The organism is Burkholderia sp. Tr-20390, assembly GCF_017104595.1.
Taxonomy (GTDB): Bacteria; Pseudomonadota; Gammaproteobacteria; order Burkholderiales; family Burkholderiaceae; genus Burkholderia.
Window position 1 is genome coordinate 1 of record NZ_JAAGPC010000193.1, and the last position, 16,734, is coordinate 16,734.

17 protein-coding genes and 1 pseudogene are annotated in these 16,734 nt (G+C 68.4%); 16 read left to right on the forward strand and 2 right to left on the reverse strand.

Annotated features, from left to right (window positions below):
* Positions 1-321, reverse strand: a pseudogene (locus G3N98_RS40005) (flagellar biosynthesis protein FlgA); the annotation flags it as partial.
* A 204-nt stretch (positions 322-525) separates the two neighbouring features.
* On the opposite strand from G3N98_RS40005, the gene flgB reads away from it, so the two are divergent.
* The 13 genes from flgB to G3N98_RS33065 all read left to right on the forward strand — a co-directional run bounded on the left by flgB (position 526) and on the right by G3N98_RS33065 (position 14,060).
* Complete coding sequence (flgB, locus tag G3N98_RS33005; protein WP_039369170.1) at positions 526-1,014, forward strand: flagellar basal body rod protein FlgB; 489 nt, start codon at positions 526-528, stop codon at positions 1,012-1,014.
* 40 nt (positions 1,015-1,054) lie between these two features.
* The gene (gene flgC / locus G3N98_RS33010) at positions 1,055-1,480 is read left to right on the forward strand and encodes a flagellar basal body rod protein FlgC (protein ID WP_011353470.1); all 426 of its coding nucleotides are present in this window, start codon (positions 1,055-1,057) and stop codon (positions 1,478-1,480) included.
* 53 nt (positions 1,481-1,533) lie between these two features.
* Positions 1,534-2,286, forward strand: coding sequence for a flagellar hook assembly protein FlgD (locus tag G3N98_RS33015; protein WP_089473694.1), 753 nt, complete (start codon positions 1,534-1,536; stop codon positions 2,284-2,286).
* A 33-nt stretch (positions 2,287-2,319) separates the two neighbouring features.
* The gene (flgE, locus tag G3N98_RS33020; RefSeq protein WP_089473693.1) at positions 2,320-3,561 is read left to right on the forward strand and encodes a flagellar hook protein FlgE; all 1,242 of its coding nucleotides are present in this window, start codon (positions 2,320-2,322) and stop codon (positions 3,559-3,561) included.
* Between the two features lie 19 nt (positions 3,562-3,580).
* Complete coding sequence (gene flgF / locus G3N98_RS33025; protein ID WP_089426515.1) at positions 3,581-4,339, forward strand: flagellar basal-body rod protein FlgF; 759 nt, start codon at positions 3,581-3,583, stop codon at positions 4,337-4,339.
* Positions 4,340-4,373: 34 nt separating this feature from the next.
* Positions 4,374-5,162, forward strand: coding sequence for a flagellar basal-body rod protein FlgG (flgG, locus tag G3N98_RS33030; protein ID WP_089426514.1), 789 nt, complete (start codon positions 4,374-4,376; stop codon positions 5,160-5,162).
* Positions 5,163-5,182: 20 nt separating this feature from the next.
* On the forward strand, positions 5,183-5,875 hold the full coding sequence (gene flgH, locus G3N98_RS33035; protein WP_089495793.1) for a flagellar basal body L-ring protein FlgH: 693 nt from the start codon (positions 5,183-5,185) through the stop codon (positions 5,873-5,875).
* Positions 5,875-7,059 carry a flagellar basal body P-ring protein FlgI gene (locus G3N98_RS33040; RefSeq protein WP_206150534.1) on the forward strand — a complete coding sequence of 395 codons (1,185 nt, stop codon included), beginning with the start codon at positions 5,875-5,877 and terminating at the stop codon, positions 7,057-7,059. The genes flgH and G3N98_RS33040 overlap by 1 nt, the downstream gene beginning before the upstream one ends.
* Positions 7,060-8,043, forward strand: coding sequence for a flagellar assembly peptidoglycan hydrolase FlgJ (gene flgJ / locus G3N98_RS33045; RefSeq protein ID WP_089495792.1), 984 nt, complete (start codon positions 7,060-7,062; stop codon positions 8,041-8,043).
* A gap of 221 nt (positions 8,044-8,264) precedes the next feature.
* Positions 8,265-9,020 (forward strand): flagellar brake protein, encoded by a 756-nt coding sequence (locus G3N98_RS33050; RefSeq protein WP_089431814.1) that lies wholly within the window; start codon positions 8,265-8,267, stop codon positions 9,018-9,020.
* Between the two features lie 197 nt (positions 9,021-9,217).
* Positions 9,218-11,200 (forward strand): flagellar hook-associated protein FlgK, encoded by a 1,983-nt coding sequence (gene flgK, locus G3N98_RS33055; protein ID WP_206150535.1) that lies wholly within the window; start codon positions 9,218-9,220, stop codon positions 11,198-11,200.
* Between the two features lie 22 nt (positions 11,201-11,222).
* Positions 11,223-12,464, forward strand: coding sequence for a flagellar hook-associated protein FlgL (gene flgL / locus G3N98_RS33060; RefSeq protein ID WP_206150536.1), 1,242 nt, complete (start codon positions 11,223-11,225; stop codon positions 12,462-12,464).
* 288 nt (positions 12,465-12,752) lie between these two features.
* Positions 12,753-14,060 carry a solute carrier family 23 protein gene (locus tag G3N98_RS33065; RefSeq protein ID WP_089457064.1) on the forward strand — a complete coding sequence of 436 codons (1,308 nt, stop codon included), beginning with the start codon at positions 12,753-12,755 and terminating at the stop codon, positions 14,058-14,060.
* Positions 14,061-14,118: 58 nt separating this feature from the next.
* Here G3N98_RS33065 and G3N98_RS33070 read toward each other — a convergent pair whose 3' ends face one another.
* On the reverse strand, positions 14,119-15,003 hold the full coding sequence (locus tag G3N98_RS33070; protein ID WP_069249062.1) for a transcriptional regulator GcvA: 885 nt from the start codon (positions 15,001-15,003) through the stop codon (positions 14,119-14,121).
* 96 nt (positions 15,004-15,099) lie between these two features.
* Here G3N98_RS33070 and G3N98_RS33075 point away from each other — a divergent pair, with 96 nt between their 5' ends.
* The 3 genes from G3N98_RS33075 to G3N98_RS33085 form a co-directional block, all read left to right on the forward strand.
* On the forward strand, positions 15,100-15,738 hold the full coding sequence (locus tag G3N98_RS33075; protein ID WP_206150537.1) for a chromate transporter: 639 nt from the start codon (positions 15,100-15,102) through the stop codon (positions 15,736-15,738).
* Positions 15,735-16,262, forward strand: a complete 528-nt coding sequence (locus G3N98_RS33080) for a chromate transporter (protein WP_206150538.1) — start codon at positions 15,735-15,737, stop codon at positions 16,260-16,262. The genes G3N98_RS33075 and G3N98_RS33080 overlap by 4 nt, the downstream gene beginning before the upstream one ends.
* 56 nt (positions 16,263-16,318) lie before the next feature.
* On the forward strand, positions 16,319-16,734 hold a 416-nt coding region (locus G3N98_RS33085; RefSeq protein WP_241026199.1), incomplete at its 3' end, for a YoaK family protein.

The window sequence follows — 16,734 nt, forward strand, 5'->3', positions numbered from 1 at the left end:
GCCGGACGCGCCGGCGGCGGCACCTGCACCCGCGCCGCTCGCGGCACGACCCGTGTCCGGCGCCAGGCCCGAACCCGGCGCCGCATTCCCGCCGTTCGCCGCATTCCCGCCGTTCGCCGCATTCCCGCCGAACTGCCCGCCGCTCGCCGCATTGGCATGCGCGAGCGCGGTTTCGGCCGTCTCGCCGCGCCCCGGAATCACGATCATCGCGTCGTCCGCGTGCGCGGCCGGGGCGGCGATCCACAGCGCCGCGGCGAGCGCAAGCGCACGCCGGACGTGCGTGAGCCGCCCGTTCCTTCCGCGAAGTGCGCTGCCAGTCATCGCCGTATCCCCGATCCGTTGCTCCGCTTCGCATTCTAGGGAGCGGGGCGGTCGCGCAAACGATGAATAGAGGGGGCCTTTGCCGCGTTATTCGCCCGATTGCCGGTTGCGTCCGACGCCTACCATCGCTGTCATGGAAAAAAGCCTCTCGAGTCGCCATCCGGCGCGAGGGGCGTGCAGCGCTTCATACGGAGAGACGCACACATGCTGGACAAACTCGATGCGGAATTCGCGTTCGGCCGACAGGCGCTGGACGTGCGCGCCTACCGGCAGGAACTGCTGTCGTCGAACATCGCGAACTCCGACACGCCCGGCTACCAGGCCCGCGACGTCGATTTCGCGTCGACGCTCGCGCGCTCGCTGAAGCAGGCGGGCGGCGGCCTCGCGCCGAGCAACGCGGCGCAACTGCCGATGGCGCAGCCGGCCGGCGTGACGAACGGGATGTCGATGGTGTCGACGGCGGCGGGCCACATGGCCGGCACCGCGAAGCTGATCCCGACGGGCGGCCCGTCGGACGACTACGGCCGTGCGCAGTACCGGATGCCGCTGCAGCCGGCGCTCGACGGCAACACGGTCGATCTCGACGTCGAGCGCGTGCAGTTCGCGAACAACGCGCTGCACTACCAGACCGGGATGACCGTGATGACCCAGCAGATCAAGGCGATGATCGCCGCGATCACGTCGAACCAGTGATGGCGCGCACCGCCTCCGAATCCGAGCAAAAGGAGCTTCCATGCCTTCGTTGATGAACATCTTCGGCGTCGCCGGCTCGGCGCTGTCCGCGCAGTCGCAGCGCCTGAACGTCACCGCGTCGAACCTCGCGAACGCCGACAGCGCGACCGGCCCCGACGGCAAGCCGTACAAGGCCAAGCAGGTCGTGTTCGCGACCGACCCGATCGGCGGCGCGCGCACCGCGTCCGGCCAGGGCGTGGGCGGCGTGCGCGTGACGAAGGTGATGGACGACCCGTCGCCGATGAAGTCGACCTACGACCCGTCGAACCCGGCCGCCGATTCGAACGGCTACGTGCAGATGCCGAACGTCGATCCGGTGCAGGAGATGGTGAACATGATCTCGGCATCGCGCTCGTACCAGGCCAACGTCGAGACGCTGAACACCGCGAAGACGCTGATGCTCAAGACGCTGACGATCGGCTCGTAAGCCGCGCCGACCGACCTTACCGACCCGACAGTTCCGACAGAAGGCCACCCAGGATGACTTCCTCCAGCACGACGATCGGCAGCAACGGCACCAACGTGTCGAACCTGCCGACCGACACGATGAACACCAACAAAGTGTCGTCGACCAACGGCACGTCGGCGAGCGACCTGCAGGCGACGTTCCTGAAGCTGCTCGTCACGCAGTTGCAGAACCAGGATCCGACCAGCCCGGTCGACAGCTCGCAGATGACGTCGCAGCTCGCGCAGATCAACACGGTGAGCGGCATCGCGCAGCTGAACACGTCGCTCACGTCGTTGTCCTCCCAGCTCACGGCGGGGCAGCAGACGCAGGCCGCGCTGCTGATCGGCACGAACGTGCTCGCGCCGGGCAACGCGGTCGCGGTGAAGAGCGGCGCGGCGTCGCCGTTCGGCGTGTCGCTCGCGAACTCGGTGTCGAACCTGACGATCACCGTGAAGAACGCGGCGGGCACCGTGGTGAACACGATCAACGCGGGCGCGCAGTCGGCCGGCACCGTGCCGTTCAACTGGACGCCGACCGACGCGGCGGGCAACGCCCTGCCGGACGGCAAGTACACCGTCAGCGCGTCGTACACCGACAGCAACGGCACGCCGCAGCCGGCCACGACGCTCGCGGCGTCGACCGTGCAGAGCGTGATCAAGCAGGCGGACGGCACGGCGGGGCTCGTGCTGTCGAACGGCACGACCGTGGGGCTGACCCAGGTTGCGTCGATTTTCCCGAACACCACCGCGTCGCCGCCATCCGGCAGCGGCACCACCTCCAACTGATACTGCTCGAGCAATCTCGAAACGGAGACCGAAATGGGTTATCAACAGGGTCTGAGCGGCCTCGCGGGTGCATCGAACGCGCTCGACGTGATCGGCAACAACATCGCGAACGCGAACACGGTCGGCTTCAAGTCGAGCACCGCGCAGTTCGCCGACATGTACGCGAACTCGGTCGCGACGTCGACCAACACGCAGATCGGTATCGGCACGTCGCTGAACGCGGTGCAGCAGAACTTCGGCCAGGGCACGATCAACACGACGAGCTCGTCGCTCGACGTCGCGATCAACGGCAACGGCTTCTTCCAGATGTCGAACAACGGCGTGACGACCTACTCGCGCGACGGCACGTTCCAGCGCGACAAGAACGGCTTCATCGTCGACTCGCAGGGCCGTAACCTGATGGGCTACGCAGCCAACGGGGGCGGCGTGATCAACACCGCGCAGACCGTGCCGCTGCAGGCGCCGACGACCAACATCGCGCCGACCGCGACGACCAAGATCGCCGCGCAGTTCAACCTGAACTCGCAGGACACGGTGCCGGCCAAGACGCCGTTCAGCGCGACTGACAACACGACCTACAACTACTCGACGTCGATCCAGGTGTACGACTCGCTCGGCGGTTCGCAGGCGGTCAACATGTACTTCGTGAAGTCCGCGGCCGGCACGTGGGAAGCGTACGCGGGCGTGCAGGGCGGCGCCACGACGGATCTCGGCACGGTCACGTTCGACGCGTCGGGCGCGATCAAGAGCACGACGACGGGCACGCCGCCCACGCCGACCACGTCGGTCGGCCAGTTCCAGTTCACGGTGCCGAACACCGACGGCTCGGCGACGCCGCAGAGCCTCACGCTCGACCTGACCGGCACGACGCAGTACGGCGGCAAGAACGGCGTGAACAACCTCGCGCAGGACGGCTACGCGAGCGGCACGCTGACGACCTACACGATCGGCGCCGACGGCAAGCTGACCGGCAACTACTCGAACGGCCAGACCGCCGTGCTCGGCCAGATCGCGCTCGCGAACTTCAACAACCCGAACGGGCTGGTGAGCCTCGGCGGCAACCAGTACGCGGAAAGCTCCGCGTCGGGCGTGCCGCAGATCTCGGCGCCGGGCAGCACGAACCACGGCAAGCTGCAGGGCAGCGCGCTGGAAAACTCGAACGTCGACCTCACGTCGCAGCTCGTCAACCTGATCACCGCGCAGCGCAACTACCAGGCGAACGCACAGACGATCAAGACGCAGCAGGCCGTCGACCAGACGATCATCAACCTGTAAGCGCGGATAACGGGCAGCCATGGACCGACTGATCTACACGGCGATGACGGGTGCGTCGCAGTCGCTCGACCAGCAGGCGGTGGTCGCGAACAACCTCGCGAACGCGTCGACGACGGGCTTTCGCGCGCAGCTCGCGACGTATCGCGCGGTGCCGATGAATTTCGGCGACGGCAGCACGAGCGACCCGACGACGACGCGCACCTACGTGCTCGCGTCGACGCCCGGCGCCGACTACACGCCGGGTCCGATCACGCGCACCGGCAACCCGCTCGACGTCGCCGTGCAGGGCGCGGGCTGGCTGGCGGTGCAGGCGGCCGACGGCAGCGAGGCGTACACGCGCGCCGGCAACCTGCACGTCGACGAGAACGGCCAGCTCGTCAACGCGAGCAACCTGCCGGTGGTCGGCAACGGCGGCCCGATCTCGGTGCCGCCGAACGCCGAAGTGACGATCGGCAAGGACGGCACGATTTCCGCGCTGATGCCGGGCGACCCGCCGACGGCGGTCGCGATCGTCGACCAGATGAAGCTCGTGAACCCCGACCCGGCCACGCTCACGCGCGGCAACGACGGGCTGTTCCGTACCGCCGACGGCAATCCGGCCGACGCCGACCCGAACGTGGTCGTCACGCCGAATTCGCTCGAAGGCAGCAACGTCAACCCGGTGACCGCGATGGTCGCGATGATCGACAACGCGCGCGCGTTCCAGCTTCAGTCGAAGTTGATCCAGACAGCCGACCAGAACGAGCAGACGGCGAACCAGCTGCTCAATTTCAGCTGAGCGCCCGCGCCAGCCTACGCAGGAGACCTGATAAATGAACCGTTCGCTCTACATCGCCGCCACCGGCATGAATGCGCAGCAAGCGCAGATGGACGTGATTTCGAACAACCTCGCGAACACCAGCACGAACGGCTTCAAGGCGTCGCGCGCGGTGTTCGAGGATCTGCTGTACCAGACCATTCGCCAGCCGGGCGCGAACTCGACGCAGCAGACGGAACTGCCGTCGGGCCTGCAGCTCGGCACCGGCGTGCAGCAGGTCGCGACCGAGCGCCGGTACACGCAGGGCGGCCTCACGCAGACCGGCAACGCGAAGGACGTCGCGATCAACGGCGCCGGCTTCTTCCAGGTGGTGATGCCGGATGGCACGAACGCCTACACGCGCGACGGCGCGTTCCAGACCAACGCGCAGGGCCAGCTCGTCACGTCGAGCGGCTACCAGGTCCTGCCGGCGATCACGATCCCGCAGAACGCGACGTCGCTGACCATCGGCAAGGACGGCGTCGTGACGGTCACGCAGGCGGGCTCGACCAATTCGGTGCAGATCGGCTCGCTGCAGGTCGCGACCTTCATCAACCCGGCCGGCCTCGAGGCGCGCGGCGAGAACCTGTTCTCCGAGACGACGTCGTCGGGCGCGCCGAACGTGTCGCAACCGGGGCTGAACGGCGCGGGCACGCTCAACCAGAACTATGTCGAAGCGTCGAACGTGAACGTCGTGCAGGAGCTCGTCAACATGATCCAGACGCAGCGTGCCTACGAGATCAACAGCAAGGCCGTGACGACGTCCGACCAGATGCTGCAGACCGTCACGCAGATGAAGAGCTAACCGGAACACCCGCCGTCGCCATGAAGCAGGTTCGCCTCCTCCCGTCAGCCACCGTCCGCGCCGCATGCGCGGTCGCGGTGGCGGCGTTCGCCGCCGGTTGCGCGCAGATTCCGCGCGATCCGATCATCCAGCAGCCGATGACGGCGCAGCCGCCGACGCCGATGTCGATGCAGGCGCCCGGCTCGATCTACAACCCCGGCTACGCGGGGCGGCCGCTTTTCGAGGATCAGCGTCCGCGCAACGTCGGCGACATCCTGACGATCATGATCGCGGAGAACATCAACGCGACCAAGTCGTCGGGCGCGAACACGAACCGGCAGGGCAACACCGACTTCAACGTGCCGACGGCCGGCTTCCTCGGCGGGCTGTTCGCGAAGGCGAACCTGTCGGCGGCCGGCAACAACAAGTTCGCGGCGACCGGTGGCGCCAGCGCGGCGAACACGTTCAACGGCACGATCACGGTGACCGTCACCAACGTGCTGCCGAACGGCAACCTCGTGGTCAGCGGCGAGAAGCAGATGCTGATCAACCAGGGCAACGAATTCGTGCGCTTCTCGGGTGTCGTGAACCCGAACACGATCTCGGGCGCGAACTCCGTCTACTCGACGCAGGTCGCCGACGCGAAGATCGAATACTCGGCGAAGGGCTACATCAACGAAGCCGAGACGATGGGCTGGCTGCAGCGCTTCTTCCTCAACATCGCGCCGTGGTGATGACGATGCAGAAGACGCTTCTCGACCGCCTGTCTGCCCGCATGCACGCCGCCGCGCGGCTCGCCGTCGCGCTCGTGGCGATGGCCTGCGCATTCGGTGCGGCGCCCGCGCACGCGGAACGCCTGAAGGATCTCGCGCAGATCCAGGGCGTGCGCGACAACCCGCTGATCGGCTATGGCCTCGTCGTCGGCCTCGACGGCACGGGCGACCAGACGATGCAGACGCCGTTCACGACGCAGACGCTCGCGAACATGCTCGCGAACCTCGGCATCTCGATCAACAACGGGTCGGCCAACGGCGGCGCGTCGCAGCTGAGCAACATGCAGCTGAAGAACGTCGCGGCCGTGATGGTGACCGCCACGCTGCCGCCGTTCGCGCGGCCGGGCGAGGCGCTCGACGTCACCGTGTCGTCGCTCGGCAACGCGAAGAGCCTGCGCGGCGGCACGCTGCTGCTGACACCGCTGAAAGGCGCGGACGGCCAGGTCTACGCGCTCGCGCAGGGCAACATGGCGGTCGGCGGCGCCGGCGCCAGCGCGAACGGCAGCCGCGTGCAGGTGAACCAGCTCGCGGCCGGCCGGATCGTCGGCGGCGCGATCGTCGAGCGTTCGGTGCCGAACGCGATCGCGCAGATGAACGGCGTGCTGCAGCTGCAACTGAACGACATGGACTACGGCACCGCGCAGCGGATCGTGTCCGCGGTCAACTCGAGCTTCGGCCCGGGCACCGCGACGGCGCTCGACGGCCGCACGATCCAGCTCGCCGCGCCGGCCGATTCGGCGCAGCAGGTCGCGTTCATGGCGCGGCTGCAGAACCTCGACGTCAGCCCGGACAAGGCCGCGGCGAAGGTGATCCTGAACGCGCGCACCGGCTCGATCGTGATGAACCAGATGGTCACGCTGCAGAGCTGCGCGGTCGCGCACGGCAACCTGTCGGTCGTGGTCAACACGCAGCCGGTCGTGTCGCAGCCGGGGCCGTTCTCGAACGGGCAGACGGTGGTCGCGCAGCAGTCGCAGATCCAGCTGAAGCAGGACAACGGCGCGCTGAAAATGGTGACGGCCGGCGCGAATCTCGCCGACGTCGTGAAGGCGCTGAACACGCTCGGCGCGACGCCCGCGGACCTGATGTCGATCCTGCAGGCGATGAAGGCCGCCGGCGCGCTGCGCGCCGACCTGGAGATCATCTAAATGGCAGCCAGTCTCCCGAACGCGAACGACCTCACGCAGCGCTTTGCGCTCGACGTGCAGGGTTTCGACGCCCTGCGCGAGCAGGCGAAGCAGTCGCCGCGGGCCGGCGCGAAGGCGGTCGCCGGCCAGTTCGACGCGATGTTCACGCAGATGATGCTCAAGAGCATGCGCGACGCATCGCCCGACGGCGGGCTGTTCGATTCGCATACGTCGAAGATGTACACGTCGATGCTCGACCAGCAGCTCGCGCAGCAGATGTCGACGCGCGGGATCGGCGTGGCCGACGCGCTGATGAAGCAGCTGCTGCGCAATGCGGGGCAGGGCGCGGGCAGCGATTCGGCGGCCGACGTCGGCGCGGCCGGGCTGGGCGCGGCCGGCTTCGGCGCGTCCGGCAACGAAGGTGGCCTCGCCGCGATGAACGCGATGGCGAAGGCCTACGCGAACTCGGCCAACAACGGCGGGCTCGCCGGCACGCGCGGCTATTCGGCCGGCAGCGCGCTGACGCCGCCGCTGAAGGGCGCGAGCGGCGTGCAGGACGCCGACGCGTTCGTCGACCGGCTCGCGGGCCCCGCGCAGGCGGCCAGCGCGTCGACCGGCATCCCGGCGCGCTTCATCGTCGGCCAGGCCGCGCTCGAATCGGGCTGGGGCAAGCGCGAGATCCGCGCGACCGACGGCTCGACGAGCTACAACGTGTTCGGCATCAAGGCGACCAAGGGCTGGACCGGCCGCACGGTGTCGGCGCTGACCACGGAATACGTGAACGGCACGCCGCGCCGCGTGGTCGCGAAATTCCGCGCGTACGATTCGTACGAGCACGCGATGACCGATTACGCGAACCTGCTGAAGAACAACCCGCGCTACTCGGGCGTGCTGAGCGCGAGCCGCAGCGTCGAAGGCTTCGCGCACGGGATGCAGAAGGCCGGCTACGCGACCGACCCGAACTACGCGAAAAAGCTGATCTCGATCATGCAGCAGATCGGCTGACGGCCCCCCGTCGGCTCCCGCCTGTTGCACCCTCTGGACCGCGCCCGGCAGCCCGCCGCGCGCGGTTTCAACGTTTGCGCGAAAAAAATCCCCAATTCGATCTAAACTTTCGGTCAGCACTGCCGCTAAGTGTGAGAGACCTGCGACCGGGCCCCCGTTCTGGCCCGGTTTTATTGCGCACCGGTTGCCCGGGCGCCCATGACAAGAATGACCGGCTAGCCATGAATATCGAAACGTCGACGGACCCCAGCCTGGATGCAGGCCACTCCGGGCCCGACTATGCCCGCCGCAATCCGCTGGAAATCGGCGTGCAGCTGCGCAACCTCGTCAATCGCGGCGATTTCCTGACCGTCCAGTATCCGGGCGGCCAGCTCGTCACGCGCCTGCTCGAGGTGGATGTCGGCGCGCGGACGTTTACGTTCGACTGGGGTGCGCTGGCGGAGCAGAACGCCAGCATCCTCGGCGCGTCGCACTGCACGTTCGCGGCCGCGCCGGAGGGCGTGCGCGTCGAATTCTCCACGGGCACGCCGCGCGAGACGCGCTACGAGGGGCTGCCCGCGTTCGTCGCCGATTTCCCCGACGTGCTGATGTGCATCCAGCGCCGCGAGTATTTCCGCGTCGATGCGCCGATCGTCGATCCGTTCCTGTGCCGCGGCAAGCTGCCGGACGGCGAAAGCTTCCTGTTCGAGGTGCATAACCTGTCGCTCGGCGGCGTGGGGCTGCGCACGGCCGACGAGCGCGTCGAGGCGCTCGAGGTCGGCACGTTGCTGCCCGACGTCGAGCTCGAGCTGACCGGCCACGGCAAGCTGTCGCTCGACCTGCAGCTCGTGTCGCAGCGTTCGACGCAGATGCCGAACGGGTCGCGGCGCTACCAGCTCGGCTTCCGCTACATGTCGCTGCCGGGCAGCGCGGAGAACACGCTGCAGCGGCTGATCACGCAGCTCGAGATGAAGCGCCGCTCGCTCGCGCGGGCCTGACGCGCAAGCGGCGGCCGGCCCCGCCCGGGGCGGCCCGCACGGCGTTTGCGGCACCCTCGGCCGCACGCCCGAACCGGCGACGCGCACGTGCGCGTCGCGCGTGCATTTTTTCCTCAATTTTTTCGATCGGCGGCCGTTATACCGGGAGTCACGCAACCCGGCGGCCGCGACGCGCGGCCGGCTCATCAGGATCGCGCATGTCCAACACACTCATGAACCTCGGCGTCAGCGGCCTGAATGCCGCGCTCTGGGGCCTCACGACGACCAGCAACAACATCAGCAACGCGGCGACGCCCGGCTATTCGGTCCAGCGGCCCGTGTATGCGGAAGCGAGCAGCCAATACTCGGGCAGCGGTTACATGCCGCAAGGCGTGAACACCGTCACCGTGCAGCGGCAGTACAGCCAGTACCTGAGCGACCAGCTGAACACCGCGCAGACGCAGGGCGGCGCGCTGTCGACGTGGTACACGCTCGTCGCGCAGCTGAACAACTACATCGGCAGCCCGACGGCGGGGGTCTCGACCGGGATCACGAACTACTTCACCGGGCTGCAGAACGTCGCGAACAACGCGTCCGACCCGTCGGTGCGGCAGACCGCGATCAGCAACGCGCAGACGCTGGCCAACCAGCTCAACGCGGCCGGCCAGCAGTACGACGCGCTGCGCCAGAGCGTGAACACGCAGCTCACCAGCACCGTGTCGCAGATCAACACGTACACCGCGCAGATCGCGCAGCTGAACCAGCAGATCGCGGCGGCGAGCAGCCAGGGGCAGCCGCCGAACCAGCTGCTGGACCAGCGCGACCTCGCGGTGTCGAACCTGTCGGGCCTGGCCGGTATCCAGGTCGTGCGCAACGACAGCGGTTACAGCGTGTTCATGTCGGGTGGCCAACCGCTCGTCGTCGCCGACAAGAGCTACCAGCTCGCGGCCGTCACGTCGCCGTCGGATCCGAGCGAACTGACCGTCGTGTCGCAGGGGATCGCCGGCGCGAAGCCGCAGGGGCCGAACCAGCCGTTGCCCGATTCGTCGCTGTCGGGCGGCACGCTCGGCGGCCTGCTCGCGTTCCGCAGCCAGACGCTCGACCCCGCACAGGCCCAGCTCGGCGCGATCGCGACCAGCTTCGCCGCGCAGGTCAACGCGCAGAACGCGCTCGGCATCGACCTGTCGGGCAACAAGGGCGGCAACCTGTTCACGACGCCGTCGCCGACCGTGTACGCGAACCAGGGCAATACCGGCAACGCGTCGCTGTCCGTGTCGTTCGCGAACGCGTCGCAGCCGACGACGAGCGACTACACGCTGTCCTTCGACGGCGCGAACTACACGCTGACCGACCGCGCGAGCGGCGCGGTGGTCGACCAAAAGGCGGGGCCGATGCCGGTTTCGCTCGGCGGGCTGAATTTCTCGGTCCCGTCGGGCTCGATGAGTGCCGGTGACAAGTTCACCGTGCTGCCGACGCGCGGCGCGCTGAACGGCTTCGGCCTCGCCACGACGAGCGCGTTGGCGATCGCGGCAGCCTCGCCGGCCGTCACGTCGGCGGCGAGCACCAACACCGGCACGGGCAAGATCACGCTGGGCGGCGTCACCGCGGGCTATCAAGTGCCGACGACCAAGCTGACCTATGACGCGACGGCGAAGACGCTGACGGGTTTCCCGGTCGGCACCACGGTGACGATCGGCACCACGCCGCCGACGTCGGTCACGATCAACAACCCGACGGACACCGTCCCGTACGACCCGGCGGCCGGCGCGACGATGACGATGTCGGGAACGGCCGCGGGCGCGCTCAACGGCGTGAGCGTCACGCTGTCCGGCGCACCGGCGACCGGCGACTCGTTCACGATCGGGCCGTATGCGGGCGGCACCAGCGACGGCTCCAACGCGCTCGCGCTGTCGAAGCTGGTCAACTCGAAGGCGTTCGGCAACGGCACGACGACGCTCACGGGCGCATATGCGAGCTACGTGAACGGCATCGGCAACACGACGACCCAGCTGAAATCGTCGAGCGCCGCGCAGACCGGGCTGATCGGCCAGATCACCCAGGCGCAGCAGTCGGTGTCGGGCGTGAGCACGAACGAGGAAGCGGCCAACCTGATGCAGTACCAGCAGTTCTACCAGGCGAACGCGAAGGTGATCCAGACGGCGGCGACGCTGTTCCAGACCGTGCTCGGCCTGTTCAATTGACCGGATTCGAGGGATAGAAGCGATGCGGATTTCCAGCGCCCAGTTCTTCCAGCTGAACGTTTCACAAATGAACGATCAGCAGGCCCAGCTTGCGCAGCTGTATCAGCAGATCTCGAGTGGCGTGAGCCTGCAGACGGCGGCGGACAATCCGGCCGGCGCGGCGCAGGCCGTGCAGCTGTCGATGACGTCGGCGACGCTGTCGCAGTACGCGACCAACCAGAACGCGGCGCTCGCGTCACTGCAGGCCGAGGACCAGACGCTGCAGAACGTGAGCACCGTGCTGACGAACACGCAGTCGCTGCTCGTGCGCGCCGGCGACGGTTCGATGTCCGACAGCGACCGCTCGGCGCTCGCCACGCAGCTGCAGGGTTACCGCGACCAGTTGATGACGCTCGCGAACACCAACGACGGCGCGGGCAACTACCTGTTCGCCGGCACGAAGAATTCGGCGGCGCCGTTTTCGACGACGCCGAGCGGCAGCGTCACCTATGTCGGCGACACCGGCACGCGCCAGGTGCAGATCGCCGATTCGAGCACCGTGTCGCAGGGCGACACGGGCGCGGCCGTCTTCATGTCGGTGCCGGCGATCGGCAGCTCGCCGGTGCCGTCGGCCGGCGCGGGCAACACGGGCACCGGCACGATCGGCGCGGTCACGGTGACGAACCCGTCGATCGCGACGAACGGCCATCAGTTCTCGATCAAATTTGGCGGCACGGCCGCCGCGCCGACCTACACCGTGACCGACAACTCGGTCAGCCCGCCCACCACCACGCCGGCGCAGGCTTATTCGTCGGGCGCGGCGATCTCGCTCGGCGGCGGAATGACGGTGGCGGTGTCGGGCACGCCGGCCGCCGGCGACACGTTTGCCGTTGCGCCGGCGCCGCAGGCGAGCGGCGGCTCTGACGTGTTCTCGACGCTCGACGCGATGATCGCGGCGCTGAAGACGCCCGTGACGGGCAACGCGGTGGCGGGCGCGGCGCTGAAGAACGCGCTGATGACCGGCTCGACCAAGCTGGGCAACACGATGCGCAACATCACGACGATCCAGGCATCGGTCGGTGGCCGCGAGCAGGAAGTCAAGGCGATGCAGGCCGTCAACCAGACCGCGTCGCTGCAGGTCACCAGCAACCTGTCCGACCTGACGAGTACCAACATGGTGACGACGATCAGCCAGTTCCTGCAGATGCAGAACGCGCTGACGGGCTCGCAGAAGGCGTACGCGCAGTTGCAGAACCTGTCGCTGTTCCAGTACATCAACCCCTGATGTCAGTCGCGCCGGCCGCGATGTGAGCGCCCGCTTGCGTCGCGGCCGGCTTCGGTCGCCGCCCGCGCTTGTTCCCGCGCGGGCGGGCGCTTCACCGGGGCGCATCATCGTGCCCCGTTTCGCACACGCGGCAAGCCGCGCATCGTGCACGCTGGCCCCGCCCGGCGGCCCGCTTCTCGACCCCCTTCTCAGCCTGCTTGCCAGCCCCATTTCCGCTCCGTAAACTCGCGCCAGATTCCAGACCGGCGCATCCTCCGCAGCCGGCGACCGACAGGAGCCCTTTTCCCCATGTCCGATTCCTACTTCCCGCGCTGGCGGGTGCAATCGACCGGCGCGGCCTCGCGCGTGGTCGGCCCCGACGAGCGCCTCGCGTGGCCGCAGATGGTCGCGATGGGCGTGCAGCACGTCGTCGCGATGTTCGGCTCCACCGTGCTCGCGCCGCTGCTGATGGGCTTCGACCCGAACCTGTGCATCTTCATGTCGGGCATCGGCACGCTGCTGTTCTTCGTGCTGGTCGGCGGCCGCGTGCCGAGCTACCTCGGCTCGAGCTTCGCGTTCATCGGCCTCGTGATCGCGGTGACCGGCTACGGCGGCAGCGGCCCGAACCCGAACATCCCGGTCGCGCTCGGCGGGATCGTCGCGTGCGGCGTCGTGTACGTCGCGCTCGGCCTGCTGGTGCAGGCGATCGGCACGCGCTGGATCGAGACGCTGATGCCGCCCGTCGTGACCGGCGCGGTGGTCGCGGTGATCGGGCTGAACCTCGCGCCGATCGCGGTCAAGGGCGTGTCCGGGTCGACCTTCGAATCGGTGATGGCGCTCGTGACCGTGCTGTGCGTCGGCGGCGTCGCGGTGTTCTCGCGCGGCATGGTGCAGCGCCTGCTGATCCTGGTCGGGCTGGTGATCGCCTACGCGATCTACGCGGTCGCGACCAACGGGATGGGACTCGGCAAGCCGATCGATTTCTCGATCGTCGGGCAGGCGGCCTGGTTCGGGGTGCCGAGCTTCCGCGCGCCGGTGTTCGATCCGCACGCGATGCTGATGCTCGCGCCGATCGCGGTGATCCTGGTCGCGGAAAACCTCGGCCACATCAAGGCCGTCAGCGCGATGACGGGTACCAGCCTCGATCGCTACGTGGGCCGCGCATTCATCGGCGACGGGCTCGCGACGATCGTGTCGGGCAGCGTCGGCGGCACGGGCGTGACGACCTACGCGGAGAACATCGGCGTGATGGCCGTCACGCGGATCTACTCGACGCTCGTGTTCGCGCTCGCCGCGGTGATCGCGATCGTGCTCGGCTTCTCGCCGAAGTTCGGCGCGGTGATCCAGACGATTCCGGGCCCGGTGCTCGGCGGCGTGTCGATCGTCGTGTTCGGGCTGATCGCGGTGACGGGCGCGCGGATCTGGGTCGTCAACAAGGTCGACTTCTCCGACAACCGCAACCTGATCGTCGCGGCCGTCACGCTGGTGCTCGGTGCCGGCGACTTCTCGCTGAAAATCGGCGGCTTCGGGCTCGGCGGGATCGGCACCGCGACGTTCGGCGCGATCATCCTGTACGCGATCCTGCGCAAGGAAAAAGAACCGGGCCCGGTGGTCTGAGCTTCCGGCGGGCGGTGCGTTGCCGCCCGCACCATCTTTTGCGTCGACCGTCGAGGCGCTACGCGCCGACGTTCGACTGCGTCTGCAGCCACGCGCAGAACTGCGCGACGAGCGGATCGTCCGCCGGCGCGCGCGGCGCGATCCACCAGTAGCTGCGCGTCGCGATGCGCGGCCCCTCCAGCGGCATCACCAGCCGGCCGCTCGCGAGCTCGTCGTCGATCAGCGGCAACGGGCCGAGCGCGACGCCCAGGCCGTCGACGGCCGCCTGCAGCGCCAGGTAGAAGTGGTCGAACGACTGCCGCTTGCGCCCCTTCATCGCCACGCCGGCCGCCGCGAACCAGTCGCGCCAGCCTTCCGGCCGCGTATCCGAATGCAGCAGCACGTGGCGCGCGAGATCGTCCGCACGCGCGATCGGCGCGCGCTTGAGCAGCGCGGGGCTGCAGACGGGAATCACGCTTTCGTCGAGGAAGTGGCCGCTCGTGCAGTTCGGCCAGTGGCCGGGGCCGCGGCGGATCGCGACGTCGAAGCCGTCGAGCGTGTCGAGGGGCGCATTCGACGTCGACAGCTTCAGCTCGACGTTCGGCACGTCGCGCTGGAACCGCGACAGGCGCGGCAGCAGCCATTTCATCGCGAAGGTCGGCAGCGCATTGATGCGCAGCACGCGTGCCGCGCCCGTGTTGCGCAGCTGCTCGGTCGCGAGCGCGATGCTGTCGAACGCCGCGCGCACGGTGTCGAGGTAGCGGCGGCCTTCGTCGGTGAGCTTCACGCGCTTGCCGTAGCGGTGGAACACCGGCTTGCCGAGCCAGGCCTCGAACCCGGCGATCTGCCGGCTGATGGCACCGTGAGTCACATGCAGCTCGTCGCCGGCGGCGCTGAAGCTTTCATGTCGTGCCGCTGCTTCAAAGGCCCGAAGCGCGGAAAAGGGCGGGAGATCGCGTGCCATGCTTGTGATTCTAGATCACAAGGGCGCACCGATAAAATCGTTTTGCCGGCATGCCGAACGGCGGTAACCTCGGTTCATCGTTTGATAAGGAACCCCATGCAATCCGCTTCTCCGCCGGCCGCCCCGCCGCCGGCCGCCTCACCCCGCGGCGTCGGCCTCGCCGAGCTGTTCACCGGTTTCCTGTCGCTTGGCCTCATGTCGTTTGGCGGCGCGCTGCCGTTCGCGCGGCGCACCATCGTCGAAGAGCGCAAGTGGCTCTCCGCCGACGAATTCACCGATCTGCTCGGGCTGTGCCAGTTCCTGCCGGGCGGCAACGTGATCAACCTGTCGGTGGCCGTCGGCATGCGCTTTCGCGGCGTCGCCGGCGCGTTCGCCGGCATTCTCGGGCTGATCGCGGGCCCGACGCTCGTCGTCGTCGCGCTCGGCGTGCTGTACGCGAAGACGCAGAACGATCCGCGCGTGCAGCACCTGTTCGCGGGGCTCGCCGCGGCGGCGGCCGGGCTGCTCGTCGCGATGGCCGTGAAGGTCTTGAAGCCGCTGCGGCATGCGCGGGCGGCGGCCGGCATCGCGGTGCTCGCGTTCGTCGCGATCGCGGTGCTGCGCATTCCGCTGCTGACCACGATGCTCGTGCTGACGCCCGTCAGCGTGTGGTTCGCGTCGCGCCGCCGCGACGCGGGCACGCCGCAGCCGGCGCAGGCCGCGGCGCGCGACGCGCAGCGAGGAGGCCGGCCATGAACGACACGCTGATCGCCATCGCGACGATCTTCAGCCAGTTGTCGCTGCTCGCGTTCGGCGGCGGCAACACGATCCTGCCGGAGATGCAGCGGCAGGTCGTCGACGTCCATCACTGGATGAGCGCGCATGAGTTCACCGCGCTGTTCGCGCTGGCCCAGGCCGCGCCCGGGCCGAACATGATGATCGTGTCGCTGGTGGGCTGGCACGTGGCCGGCTGGAGCGGGCTCTTGGTCGCGTCGCTTGCGAAGTTCGGGCCGTCGTCGATCGTCACCGTGCTCGCGCTGCATGCGTGGGAGCGCTTTCGCGACCGGCCGTGGCGCCGCTACGTGCAGCAGGGGATGATGCCGGTCACCGCCGGGCTCGTCGAGGCCAGCGCGGTGCTGATCTCCGAGGCGTCGAACCGCACCGCGATCCAGTGGGGCATCACGGCCGCGTGCGCGGTGCTCGCGTGGCGCACGCGCATCCATCCGTTGTGGCTGCTCGCGGGCGGCGCGCTGATCGGGCTCACGGGCATCGGGCAATGACCGGCGCACTTTGACCGCCCGTGCGCCATACTGCGCGAATCTTCACGGGAGGCTCGATGGATCTCGACGGCGCCAGCCGCAATCTCATTGTCGCCGCGTTGCTGACGCTGTCCGGCGGCTACCTCGACGCGTACACGTATGTCGGCCACGGCCACGTGTTCGCGAACACGATGACCGGCAACGTCGCGCTGCTCGGCATCAACCTGTCGGCCGGCGAATGGGCCGCCGCGCTGCATCACGTGCCGCCGCTCGTCGGCTTCACGATCGCGGTGTTCGTCGCGCACCTGCTCGGGCTTGCCGCGCAGCGCGGCTGGATGAAGCACACGGCGTTCGCGAGCCTGCTCGTCGTGATCATCGGTTCGCTGTTCTCGTGGCTCGTCGACGCGCGCTATCTCGCCGGCAATCCGTTCAGTGTCCGGCGCCGAAAATCGAAGTCGACCGCACAAGAAAAACGCGAACAGACCGAGACCGG

Bases quoted from the DNA above. Each gene is read 5' to 3' on its own strand.
- flgG (WP_089426514.1), top strand. From the start codon at position 4,374: ATGAACCGTTCGCTCTACATCGCCGCCACCGGCATGAATGCGCAGCAA.
- flgB (WP_039369170.1), top strand. From the start codon at position 526: ATGCTGGACAAACTCGATGCGGAATTCGCGTTCGGCCGACAGGCGCTG.
- flgC (WP_011353470.1), top strand. From the start codon at position 1,055: ATGCCTTCGTTGATGAACATCTTCGGCGTCGCCGGCTCGGCGCTGTCC.
- G3N98_RS33050 (WP_089431814.1), top strand. From the start codon at position 8,265: ATGAATATCGAAACGTCGACGGACCCCAGCCTGGATGCAGGCCACTCC.
- G3N98_RS33080 (WP_206150538.1), top strand. From the start codon at position 15,735: ATGAACGACACGCTGATCGCCATCGCGACGATCTTCAGCCAGTTGTCG.
- G3N98_RS33040 (WP_206150534.1), top strand. From the start codon at position 5,875: ATGACGATGCAGAAGACGCTTCTCGACCGCCTGTCTGCCCGCATGCAC.
- G3N98_RS33065 (WP_089457064.1), top strand. From the start codon at position 12,753: ATGTCCGATTCCTACTTCCCGCGCTGGCGGGTGCAATCGACCGGCGCG.
- G3N98_RS33015 (WP_089473694.1), top strand. From the start codon at position 1,534: ATGACTTCCTCCAGCACGACGATCGGCAGCAACGGCACCAACGTGTCG.
- flgF (WP_089426515.1), top strand. From the start codon at position 3,581: ATGGACCGACTGATCTACACGGCGATGACGGGTGCGTCGCAGTCGCTC.
- flgJ (WP_089495792.1), top strand. From the start codon at position 7,060: ATGGCAGCCAGTCTCCCGAACGCGAACGACCTCACGCAGCGCTTTGCG.
- flgH (WP_089495793.1), top strand. From the start codon at position 5,183: ATGAAGCAGGTTCGCCTCCTCCCGTCAGCCACCGTCCGCGCCGCATGC.
- flgE (WP_089473693.1), top strand. From the start codon at position 2,320: ATGGGTTATCAACAGGGTCTGAGCGGCCTCGCGGGTGCATCGAACGCG.
- flgK (WP_206150535.1), top strand. From the start codon at position 9,218: ATGTCCAACACACTCATGAACCTCGGCGTCAGCGGCCTGAATGCCGCG.
- flgL (WP_206150536.1), top strand. From the start codon at position 11,223: ATGCGGATTTCCAGCGCCCAGTTCTTCCAGCTGAACGTTTCACAAATG.
- G3N98_RS33070 (WP_069249062.1), bottom strand. From the start codon at position 15,003: ATGGCACGCGATCTCCCGCCCTTTTCCGCGCTTCGGGCCTTTGAAGCA.
- G3N98_RS33075 (WP_206150537.1), top strand. From the start codon at position 15,100: ATGCAATCCGCTTCTCCGCCGGCCGCCCCGCCGCCGGCCGCCTCACCC.